Source organism: Arthrobacter rhombi (assembly GCF_900163545.1).
Lineage (GTDB): Bacteria > Actinomycetota > Actinomycetes > Actinomycetales > Micrococcaceae > Arthrobacter_H > Arthrobacter_H rhombi_A.
Genome location: NZ_FUHW01000036.1, coordinates 1 through 9,959 on the forward strand (window position 1 = coordinate 1; position 9,959 = coordinate 9,959).

Sequence of the window (9,959 nt, forward strand, 5' to 3'; positions counted from 1 at the left end):
ATTATCGGATGCGAAACTCACATAGTCACCGGGCTTCTACCAAGGGACCCAACCAGAACCCTCCGCGGGGCACGGATCCGCATGCCCTATGAGTCATGTCCCGAGGGGACTGATCTTCGCGACCTAATCATCCTTGATGGCGCAGAGAGGCTTTGGAAGACTACCCAGATGGAGGAACTGACGATTAGACCCGCATCAGTCGAGGATGCGCAGAATATGGCAAACGTACACGTACGCGCCTGGCAGTGGGCCTATCGTGGTCTGATTCCAGATGAGTCTCTGGACTCTCTTAGCGTGGAACGACGCGCGCATAACTGGGAGGGCCTAATTCAAGATCCAAACATCCCAGCGCCCTATCTGGCATACAAGGGAACCAATGCCGTTGGTTTCGTCCACGCTCATACCAGCCGTGATGGAGACGCCTCCGGCGAAATTGGTGAGGTCACTTCGATCTATCTGCTTCCGGAATACGTAGGAGAAGGGATCGGATGGCAGCTTTGGTCTACTGCTCTCGACCAGCTCCGAAAATCTCACCACACCGTCGTGACGGTCTGGGTTCTCGATACCAATGAACGCGGAAGGGGCTTCTACGAGCGAGCCGGCCTAGTCCCAGACGGAGAGTCAAAAACGCATTCTATTGGTAACCACCCAATTCAAGAGGTGCGATACCGCGGCGCTCTTTAGTGCTGAAATGCACCGCACCAGTTGCTACTTCGTTTACGGAACCTCTACCGGGGCGCTTCGGCATTGATTTCCAGGAGCACCTTTCCGCGGTTCGCTGAGTTCCAAGCGAGAGCATCCCGGATCTGCGAGAGCGGAAATTTTGCGGCGGGTGTTGTGGCCAGTAAACCTGACGCAACGAGCTGGAAGACTTCTTCAAAACGCTGAGCGAACTGCACGGGGTCGCTGTTATGAGCATCTTGGCGCAGGTGAAAATACTTCAGTTCCACATGCGATGGAAATTCCCAACTGCCGTGAATTGGCGTGCCGGAGAGGAGCCCGTAGCTGATGAACTGACCTCCCGGTTCAAGGGCTCTCGCAACTTTGCCTGCGTTTAGGCCGCCGACGGCATCGAACACGACGCGGGCAGATTGGCCGGCGGCGGCATAGAGTCGTTCTTCCCACTCGGGTTGGTCTGTGGCGATGATCGCGCTCCACAGTTTTCCCTTGCTTGGAGGCCGGTCGGAGCTACGAGTGATTCCGATAGCAGGAACGTTGCGAAATTTCAGCAGCGCGGCGATCTGGGTTGCAGCTTCCGATGTCGCCGCAGTCACGATGACTGGCCCATTCCCGGTTACGTAACGACTGACCATGCTGACCGTGGTCATCGGGTTGATGTACGCGAAGCAAGCCCGCTCGGTGCTCAGATACTCAGGCACGGGCACACAGTCACTCTCGGGAACGTCCCGCAGTTCTGACCAGCAACCTGCGCGGCGAATCGGGATAACCCGCGTTCCCTCCACGAGGGAGGTACCAGGATCGGCAGCGACGACCTCTCCAACGCCTTCGAAGCCACCAACAAAAGGGAAGGACGTACGCGAACGGTACGCGCCAGCGATCGTGACGAGGTCGGAGGGGTTGATAGTCGAAGCAAGCATTCGGATACGGAGCACGCCTCGCTCGCGCTGGCCGAGGACCATCGAGCGGACCTCAACCACGTCCTGAGCAACACCTGGGCGAGTTGCCACTACTTCATACATAAGCACCATTCTCGCAAGCATCGGACGCTGGCGCGTTCGGCTACCCCAGCTGCCCAGTCAATGCTGGAAGCGAACGCAAGCTGAATCGCCAAACCGGAAGGCGCAGTCCCGTAAGCGGGAACCCGCGCCGGGACTCTGCGCCGACTATCAGGGTGGGTTGCCTCAACCCTGTGCGGGGCACACCAGCATCAGGGGACAGTTGAGTCCCACGCATACGCTGTCAGCGTTGCATCGGTCCCTTAGAGCTACTTCTGGCAGGGACCGTACAGGGTGCCGGCGTCGAGTCGTTCAAGGAAGTTGCACAAAGCAAACTCCTTGAGCTTCCAGTCGCTTACTAGCTCAGCGGCGGCCGCGACCTGAAGCGAGAGCGACGCCCTGTAGATCTTCGCCCGTGCAACCGTTTCTCGATTTGCGATGTCGGCAACGCGGTTGGAACCGAACTGGCCGATGAGCGGTGCCAGGTCGAGCGCGGGATCCGCAACGCAAGCATTATCAAGGTCCACGATCCCGGATAGTTTGCCTTCACTCCACATGATGTTGTGCAGCCCGAAATCGCCATGAACCAAAGAAGCAGTTGCAGCTGACTCTTCCTCCAACACGTTCGCCACAACATGTTTCGCGGCGGCCTTTGACGGGTCATTAAATCGATGAATGATCCGATCGACTATGGCCGGCCACTCCTGCCCCCCCGCACCACTGCCTAACTGGACGAAGCGGACCCACAGGACCGTCGAACTCCCGCAGGCCAGTGAGAATGAAGTCAATTCCCGCCCTTGCCTCCTCCCATGAAAGGTCTGGCAGATGCGCGCCCGGGACGAAGGTGCTGATCTGTGCTGACCAACCCTGCCCCGAGATAGGAAGTGCCAAAGGTTTGGGGACTGGGAACTGTAGGCCGGCATTCGACACGGATGCTAGGTTCCGATGCTCCGCATGTGCTCTATCTTCATGTCCAGCGCCGCTCGATACACGCACCACAGCAGCTGAATCGAGAACTGCGACATGATGGAAAGCGCCATGGTGGAAGATGGCTTCGCCCCACGGCAGGTGCGGCCAGGCAGATTCGACGGCTGCCCAAACTGCTGAATTGTCAGAATCCAGGGTATTCACGGTCCACAGTCTCTCAGGCAAGAAAGGTTGAAGAACGTATCGTTAGCTTGCGCCCTGCGCCCAGACCGCAACACCGACGGCACAGACCGATACAGCAGCGGAGAGCCACCGTGCCCATTTCGGGACCCCGCTCTACGGCGCAGTTCAAGGTATCCATTAGAGCACCATGAGATTGCGTGGATTGCTCCTAATGACACTTGGGTGAATCACTCGAAGGGCCCGGCGGTTCCGGCCTGAACCTGCTCTCCTTTAGTGGAGACAGACTTGGCCAGAAGCACGATCCCAACCATTAGAACAAGAACAGCAACAGCAAGTAGGCCTTGATCGCTTCCTGTGGCTGGGCAGCCAGCAGAGCTGTCGTCAATCTCAGGGCAGCCCCTCCAGGGCTGTAAGAACATCAAAAAGCCGCCTGCCACTCCTACGAGAGTGAGCACGATTCCCAACGTCGCGTACCGGGTCTTTCTGGAAGTTCTCATGGTTTATCCGAACACGGCGAGAGCGCCATCCACATCACGCCGTATGTGGAACCGCAAGCGGGACAGTGCCCGCAAGCGGCATTTTCCTCAAATCCGATTGTCGGGAACGCCTCGAGTCATTCACACTGTGGCTGCAGTTTTGAATGGCGTTCCTTTTACGGAAAGAGCACTCGAAGGATGAGAAAGCCGGAACGGCGTTGGAGATGTATCAAACCGCTCAACATCGGGACGCATTTCGCCGGTCACCTCGTCTGTACTTTTTAGGTAGCTTCATGGCCTTCCCGGATCACATTGAGTTCTGACGTTGTTCCATCTTGTGATTGATAGTGGCGACAAGAGCCAGCACCATGGTGCTTGCCAGCATAAGAACTACCGATATCGCCCCAAAGGCGGTGAAATGCACTGCTAGCCATTGCAGGAGTCCGTCCCCTCCGGGCTGTTCCACGTAGTCGGCATAGGGAACAGGTCTGGAGATGCCGAGAATAACTAGGTATCGAGCAACGAACCCAAACACTGCAACTGCAGCGACCAGCATTGTCACTATGCGCAGCGGCTTGGGACGCCGGAGCCTGTCCTTAGAAGGCATGGCGAAGCGATAAATACTCAGTACGGCAAGGCCTGCGCCCAGACCCAGACAGACCGTCTGCATCAAAAGAGACGTCTGAAGGGTCAGCGAAAGGACCGCGGCTACGAGGCTTAGCCAAGGTGCCATCATCATGGTTCGAGGCTTACTTGTGCCTGTGACCCGTTCGGGAGCTACGCTCATGCAGTTTCAACCTCTCTATCGGCGCACCGACTAGATCTGCCAAGTATTCATCGATTCATACAAAGCATAGCCATGCTGTGAACACGAGCTTGTTAAGATCTGATTGCAGGCACTGCCCCAGGAAAGCACATGGAGCCCAGTTCGGTCGTCTGCACGATGATTCCCTGTCCGTTATGAGGAACCTTCTGCGGGACGGCCGTGAAGCCTCGTACTTTGACTGAAGGACTTTTAGCCTTGCAAGCTGATGGGTCTATTTGTTTCTCACGTGCAGCATAATTGGATAATGTTCGAGAATTTCGTTGTCGAGAACGTTGTCGTCGGTGACGCGGTACTGCATGTCCGACATGGAGGGGAGGGGCCTCCTATTCTTCTTCTTCATGGACACCCTCGCACTGGAGCGACATGGCACAAAGTGGCGCCTCGACTGGTCCAGGCGGGTTTCACGGTAGTCTGTCCCGATCTCCGCGGATATGGTCGGTCGTTGGGGCCGGAGCCGATGGCGGACCACAGCACGTATTCGAAGCGAGCCGTCGCCAGCGACATGACTCAGCTGATGACCACGCTTGGTTATGAGCGGTTCCACCTCGTTGGCCATGACCGCGGGAGTTATGTAGCCCTGCGTCTTGCGCTGGATTACGAGAGTCGCATTGACCACCTCGCGTTGTTGGATTGCATACCCATTAGCGAGCATCTTGCTCGCGCCGACGCGCGTTTCGCCACGAGGTGGTGGCACTGGTTTTTCTTCGCGCAACCTGATATCCCCGAACGCGTCATCAACGCAGACCCGGATAGTTGGTACAGCGGCGACCCGAAAGTGATGGGATCCGAGAACTACGCGGAGTGGCAGGAGGCCATTCATAAACCGCTGGTCGTGAGTGCGATGCTCGAGGACTACCGGGCAGGGCTCACCATCGACCGTTACCACGAAGAAGCCGACCAAGCGGCCGGTCGGCGCCTTGATACCCCCCTGCTCGTGCTGTGGTCCCTGCGAGATGACCTAGAGCAGCTATACGGCGATCCACTTAAGATTTGGAGGAACTGGGCCTACAACGTGAGAGGACAAGGCATTGATTCAGGGCACCACATAGCCGAAGAAGCCCCTGATGAGCTCAGTAGCGTCCTTACTGCATTCCTCCCCAACGCAGTCGATACGAGAGCCCGTTAGCCGGACGGTACATGGTCCGTTGATACCAGCGTGCTGACTTCGAGATGTTCGTGTCGCTCGTGATTCACAGGGGAAGGCCAGCCGAAACAGTTATTCTTCCATTCGTAGATGACGGCGTTGCGGCCCCCGCGTTCTAAACGGAAGCGCAACGCCTTCCAGGGTGTACTCCAAACCATCATTGTTCGCGAGCCTTATATCAAGGGGTGCCGGCCTGTCATGATGTGGGGATGAAGAATATTGGTATCCGCTGGGTAGGTGAAACACCCACCGACTCCCTGGGCCGACTCGCAGCCTTCACCGAGGACGAAGCAATCATCGGGGAGGCCTCCTATAAGCGGTGGGAGCAAGACCCCGAACTCACCTACCTCAGTGGCTTCACGGTCGACGAGGGGTATCGCCATCAGGGCATCGCTACCGACATGATGCACATGGTCTTCGAACACTTGGGTAGGGACCGGCAATACGTGGTGACCATTCACGGGAACTTGGGGCGGCTTTTCATGGAAACTATTGCCGCCAAGGAAGATGCGCCCAGGATCTTCGAGATGCTTGAGGACCACTCATACAAGCCAATGAACTAACGGCGCCCCGTGGATTGATCTCGCCACACCGGGATTTCCAAGGACGGCCTATGGAAGATCCGCGGTAGAGGCAGTTCGCATCATTTCCCGCCATGCGCTTCTGGGTCTTCGTCCAATGGACGTACCGGCCCCTACCCCCCCTTCAGCGGGACGGTGGATACGTGTCGCATCCGTGGTGAAGTTGTTGGCCTCGACCAGCTTGTACTTGGATCGTAGAGTTGAATTCATGATGATGACCAGAATTGCACGGACGAGCCGGGCTCTATCCATCGCACTTTTAGTTGCCGGAGCGCTTGTTGTTACGTTCACTAATCTCGGCATCCTGGGCTGGGCCTTAACCGGAGCGGGAATCGTCGTTCTCATTATCGCGGTGACTCGGCCAAAACAGGCGCAGCAATAGCCGAGCACCTGATATTTGGGTAGGTTCTCCGGTTTCTTGGATGCTTCACAGAACGGAACCCTCTGCGGCACGATGCTCTGTCATGAGGGTGCTTGGAGCCACTCGGTCTCGAAATACCGGCTAAAGAGTCCTGACGTTTAGTCTGTAGGAAGATGCCGTATTTGCTGATCAGACTGTCTGGGAAGGGGAGTTCGTCGACCCATGGTTCGTTAGTGAGCGGGACTGCGGGTCCGTTCGTGAGCGCGAGACACCAAGTAAAGCCGGACCGTACCACCCGTTATCGCTCGGAAACCTCCTGCTTGGAAAACCGGGCCGGTCGACACCTGACATCGAATCGAGGAACTCAGGTATCGGCGTCGGCTCGTTTCGTCCGGCGCGCATACCTCCCGATCTGGACGAAGCACAAAATCACGAGGCAGAGGTAGCCAGCCAGCAACCACGTGGGGTTCCATTGGTGGTCCGCCCAGGTAACCAAAGCAAGGATGAGCCACAACGAGGCCAGGCCTGCATATAAGAAAGCGAGCCGGCGTGGCTTCAGGCGGGGGTTGGCAGGTAGCGATTGGGCGTAGCCTTCCGGTCGACCAAATTCCGTGACCAGGCTGCTTCCCTGTTCATTGGCATGTTCGGAGATCTCGGCGATGGCTTGTGAAATTCGGTCTTCGCCCAGATCCCCTCGGCCGCGTAGAGCCTGCCGTGCCCGGGTGAGCCACTGGCCATCGGGAAGGCTGGTGGCCGCATCGATGTCCTCTACTGCTGCACCGCGGCCTTCTTGGGGGCCAGGCCATAACTTGGAGACGATGAAGCACAACAAGGCATATCCCGGCACCAGTGCCGTGGCCCAGAAGATGCTTCCTTCGGGCCCATCTTGGCCCAGGGGCACGATGATGCCGGCGATCGCAGCCGCTCCGACGACGATCAGGCCCACGGAAATGACAACGGCTTTCACGAAGGAGAAACGCTCCGAAGCGCGCGTATAGACGCTGATCAGGGCAAGGGTGACCAGTGAAATCAGCCATGGCATCAGGGCCAGCCCGATGCTGAAACGCGGCATATCACCACCTATTCTGAGCAGTAATGCCACGCACAACAGAACACTGACGGCCGTGGCGCTGCCCAGTGAGTAGACGACGACCTCGCGAAAACTCAGACGCAAGGGCTTCTCCACGGCATCGACTCCCTCTTGCTTGAGCTCGTCCAGCTGGCTTTCGGCCCATTCGCGCGCTGACCCGAAGAGTTCCTCCGGGGGAGCCTGCGCCTCACGCACGACCGCTGCCGCCTCGGTGAGTGCCGCTTCCACCAGAGCGATCTTCACGTCAAGGTGAATCATGCGAATGAAGGCGCTATCCGCCCATGCGGAGTCCTCCTGGACGGAGCGGGCGCTCACGAACAGGTTCCTGACCCGCGTTAGCTCCCCGCCTGCTGGGGAGTCGGTCGATGAGCGATGGCTGCTATCCCAGTTCACAGGGGCCTCCTTTTGCCACTTTCTTCGATGCTGCCAGTCCTCGTGCTGATCGCCGCGACCATCGCTTCAAGACCGAGGCGATCTGTTCCAAGACGTTCAGTACCTCTTGAAGTGAGGGTGTATTGGCGTCGAGGGGGCCCTGAGGTTCCGGGGGTCCATTCGGCTTCGACCTCGCCGGAGTCCTCCAGGCGTGCGAGTACTGGATAAAGGGCCCCACCCCGCGGTATGCCGAACCCCAGTTTTCCGAGTGCCTGGGCGATGGCGTATCCGTGCAGGGGTTGCTGCTCTAGACAGGCGAGGATCGCCGTGGGAAGAAGCGCTCTTACCCAGCCGCCGGGCCATCGGTCGCTAGCGGGGGCCTACGCGTCAATAGTCGGTTCCTGGTCAACGGTAATTTCTTGCATCATGTTTCTACGTATATCACAATGTGATCTAGTGTTTTTGGCCGTTTCTCCCATGAATCACAGCTGCTTTCCGGGCAGTCAACCAGCAAAAACTGAGCGGGACGACCTCGTGTCCCACCCTGCCCGTGCGCCTCGCGCGCCGTGAAGCATGAAACGCTGGGACTTATGCGTGACTCTCTGATCGGAATTCCGGGCCTGCTTGCCGCATTCGCCATGAACGCCATGCTGAACGTTTACACCGACGTGCCGATGCTCGTTCGTTGGGCTGTGGCAATTTTGGTTTCACTGTTCGTGACCTTCGTTGTGGTCCGGTGGGGTCAACGTCTGAAGTAACGAGATGGCGGCGAAGCACTAGACCGTTGGAATAGCTGAGACGGTGGTGGCGTGATTGGCTGCCACACGTGAGACAAAACCAGTCCCCCATCCCCGCGTGCAGCTACCCGCGTTGGTCCGCGCGGGAAGGATGAGTGGGAAGCTATCTGATGGTCGTATTCTGTTTCGTTCCCACTTGCGCTCGCTTAGGGAGACGTCGGAGAATCAACATCCCAAAGACGACGATCGCTATGGTCGGAAGTAGCGCAGGTATTAAGGCTGCAGAAAGAATGTCCCAGAAGGCTATCTCAGCTAACGATTGGCCGCCCATGTTCAGCTCCTTGATTCGAAGTTTCTCTTTGGCTTCAGTGTAGGACTTTGAAGGTGTCGCCTTCAGCTAGAGATAGTCCCTGCGGTTGGCTTGCCGGAAAATATGGCCCGTTGAAGGAACCCTCGTCGGGACACCTGTTTTAGCGCTGATTAAGACCTATCGTTGTTGAATGGCGACGATGGATGAGTTCGGCTACCCGCTCAAAATAAATGCTGCTGACCGCTACATGCCGCCGGTTCAGCTGCCTCCGTCGACATCGCCCGAGGATTACGCTCGCCACGCAGATGCCTATTCCGCCTACCAAGAACGATTCCTTTACGCGTTCAAGGAACGCCACCACAACACGGAGTGAATTCGCCCCTGAGCCCCCGACTCAAGCGTCTTTCTAAAGTCCGCTCCATAAGCCGAACCGGCCACGAGGTGGGGGACAGATCAGTAGATGAGCTCAGTGAACTGGGTCGATACGATGAAGGTCACCAGGACCCCGAGAAATTGGATGACGCCGATCCCGATGGCAGCACCCGCCATGGCATTTCCCGCTGGCTTGCGCACACCCCTCATACCGAGGATGACGGCGATCAAACTCAAGACAACGACGGCTCCCAACCCAATGATAGAAACGGTATACAGGTTGTCATAGTCCGCCCGGGCTGCCGCCTGCCGCGCGGCCAGCGGCCCGACGTAAGAGGTAATCCACATGAGAACCGTCGCGATCAAGGCGAGCACGAGTCCAGCCCATACTCCTCTTCCGGCGCGCGATCTTGACTTTGTCGAGTGAGGGGACGTCTCGGGCGGAACATCTCGGTGAGTCTGCGGTTCGCTCATATTGCAGAGTCTAACCACGCTCATAGCTCTATTGTGATCTACACCATGAACGTTCATTGATCGATACAAACGGGTCGAAAGACCCCTGGCAAACCCTTCCATCGGCATCGGCCGATTAACAATGGACCCGCTACCTTGGAACGTCCGAGGCGCCAGCCGATGAAACCATCACTCGGGGGACGAGCCGATGATGACCATCCAGAATGTCCACCGAACGGATTGTCCGAAGCCGTCTGCGCGGCACCCCTTTGCCCGTAGAAGGAACCTTTACCGGGCACACCAAGACGAATTTGGGCGCTCCTCGAACAGCCGCAGTCCAGAGGTTCAGCTACTTCTGGCTACCGCAGAAATTCCCAAGGGTGGGGGTTGCACGCTGCTAGTGTCCCGCGCCTGAAATTCGCTGGCTAAATTGTAGAATGGGGTATGCCAC

At 57.6% G+C, this 9,959-nt stretch carries 12 protein-coding genes and 1 pseudogene; 6 read left to right on the forward strand and 7 right to left on the reverse strand.

Features of this window, described 5'->3' with window-relative positions; translation table 11 throughout:
• The first annotated feature begins 168 nt into the window (after positions 1-168).
• Positions 169-684, forward strand: coding sequence for a GNAT family N-acetyltransferase (locus FM101_RS09940; protein ID WP_179204294.1), 516 nt, complete (start codon positions 169-171; stop codon positions 682-684).
• A 44-nt stretch (positions 685-728) separates the two neighbouring features.
• Here FM101_RS09940 and FM101_RS09945 read toward each other — a convergent pair whose 3' ends face one another.
• The 4 genes and pseudogenes from FM101_RS09945 to FM101_RS09960 form a co-directional block, all read right to left on the reverse strand.
• Entirely contained in the window at positions 729-1,700 is a 972-nt protein-coding gene (locus FM101_RS09945) for a zinc-dependent alcohol dehydrogenase family protein (RefSeq protein WP_179204295.1), read from the reverse strand.
• 245 nt (positions 1,701-1,945) lie between these two features.
• Positions 1,946-2,464 (reverse strand): aminoglycoside phosphotransferase family protein, encoded by a 519-nt coding sequence (locus tag FM101_RS09950; protein WP_179204296.1) that lies wholly within the window; start codon positions 2,462-2,464, stop codon positions 1,946-1,948.
• 13 nt (positions 2,465-2,477) lie between these two features.
• Positions 2,478-2,807, reverse strand: a pseudogene (locus tag FM101_RS16215) (phosphotransferase); the annotation flags it as partial.
• A gap of 762 nt (positions 2,808-3,569) precedes the next feature.
• Positions 3,570-4,001, reverse strand: a complete 432-nt coding sequence (locus FM101_RS09960) for a hypothetical protein (protein WP_086999102.1) — start codon at positions 3,999-4,001, stop codon at positions 3,570-3,572.
• Between the two features lie 331 nt (positions 4,002-4,332).
• On the opposite strand from FM101_RS09960, the gene FM101_RS09965 reads away from it, so the two are divergent.
• The 3 genes from FM101_RS09965 to FM101_RS15745 all read left to right on the forward strand — a co-directional run bounded on the left by FM101_RS09965 (position 4,333) and on the right by FM101_RS15745 (position 6,195).
• Positions 4,333-5,214, forward strand: a complete 882-nt coding sequence (locus tag FM101_RS09965) for an alpha/beta fold hydrolase (protein ID WP_086999117.1) — start codon at positions 4,333-4,335, stop codon at positions 5,212-5,214.
• Positions 5,215-5,441: 227 nt separating this feature from the next.
• Positions 5,442-5,795: a GNAT family N-acetyltransferase gene (locus FM101_RS09970; protein ID WP_086999105.1), complete on the forward strand. Its 354-nt coding sequence runs from the start codon at positions 5,442-5,444 to the stop codon at positions 5,793-5,795.
• Positions 5,796-6,021: 226 nt separating this feature from the next.
• Positions 6,022-6,195 (forward strand): hypothetical protein, encoded by a 174-nt coding sequence (locus FM101_RS15745; RefSeq protein ID WP_179204297.1) that lies wholly within the window; start codon positions 6,022-6,024, stop codon positions 6,193-6,195.
• A 343-nt stretch (positions 6,196-6,538) separates the two neighbouring features.
• Here FM101_RS15745 and FM101_RS09980 read toward each other — a convergent pair whose 3' ends face one another.
• Both FM101_RS09980 and FM101_RS09985 read right to left on the reverse strand, forming a co-directional pair.
• Positions 6,539-7,579 (reverse strand): hypothetical protein, encoded by a 1,041-nt coding sequence (locus FM101_RS09980; RefSeq protein WP_086999111.1) that lies wholly within the window; start codon positions 7,577-7,579, stop codon positions 6,539-6,541.
• A 74-nt stretch (positions 7,580-7,653) separates the two neighbouring features.
• Positions 7,654-7,959 carry a PadR family transcriptional regulator gene (locus FM101_RS09985; RefSeq protein ID WP_086999121.1) on the reverse strand — a complete coding sequence of 102 codons (306 nt, stop codon included), beginning with the start codon at positions 7,957-7,959 and terminating at the stop codon, positions 7,654-7,656.
• A gap of 243 nt (positions 7,960-8,202) precedes the next feature.
• On the opposite strand from FM101_RS09985, the gene FM101_RS15610 reads away from it, so the two are divergent.
• Together FM101_RS15610 and FM101_RS15615 are read left to right on the forward strand one after the other, a co-directional pair.
• Positions 8,203-8,394 carry a hypothetical protein gene (locus FM101_RS15610; RefSeq protein WP_143269267.1) on the forward strand — a complete coding sequence of 64 codons (192 nt, stop codon included), beginning with the start codon at positions 8,203-8,205 and terminating at the stop codon, positions 8,392-8,394.
• Between the two features lie 479 nt (positions 8,395-8,873).
• On the forward strand, positions 8,874-9,056 hold the full coding sequence (locus FM101_RS15615; protein ID WP_143269268.1) for a hypothetical protein: 183 nt from the start codon (positions 8,874-8,876) through the stop codon (positions 9,054-9,056).
• 80 nt (positions 9,057-9,136) lie between these two features.
• Here the strand turns inward: FM101_RS15615 and FM101_RS09990 are convergent, their stop codons facing one another.
• Positions 9,137-9,430 carry a hypothetical protein gene (locus FM101_RS09990; protein ID WP_086999114.1) on the reverse strand — a complete coding sequence of 98 codons (294 nt, stop codon included), beginning with the start codon at positions 9,428-9,430 and terminating at the stop codon, positions 9,137-9,139.
• Positions 9,431-9,959: the final 529 nt, after the last annotated feature.

Excerpts from the sequence above, each read along its gene's own strand:
- FM101_RS09940 (WP_179204294.1), top strand. The coding sequence starts at position 169 with ATGGAGGAACTGACGATTAGACCCGCATCAGTCGAGGATGCGCAGAAT.
- FM101_RS09945 (WP_179204295.1), bottom strand. The coding sequence starts at position 1,700 with ATGTATGAAGTAGTGGCAACTCGCCCAGGTGTTGCTCAGGACGTGGTT.
- FM101_RS09960 (WP_086999102.1), bottom strand. The coding sequence starts at position 4,001 with ATGATGATGGCACCTTGGCTAAGCCTCGTAGCCGCGGTCCTTTCGCTG.
- FM101_RS09965 (WP_086999117.1), top strand. The coding sequence starts at position 4,333 with ATGTTCGAGAATTTCGTTGTCGAGAACGTTGTCGTCGGTGACGCGGTA.
- FM101_RS09970 (WP_086999105.1), top strand. The coding sequence starts at position 5,442 with ATGAAGAATATTGGTATCCGCTGGGTAGGTGAAACACCCACCGACTCC.
- FM101_RS15745 (WP_179204297.1), top strand. The coding sequence starts at position 6,022 with ATGATGATGACCAGAATTGCACGGACGAGCCGGGCTCTATCCATCGCA.
- FM101_RS15615 (WP_143269268.1), top strand. The coding sequence starts at position 8,874 with ATGGCGACGATGGATGAGTTCGGCTACCCGCTCAAAATAAATGCTGCT.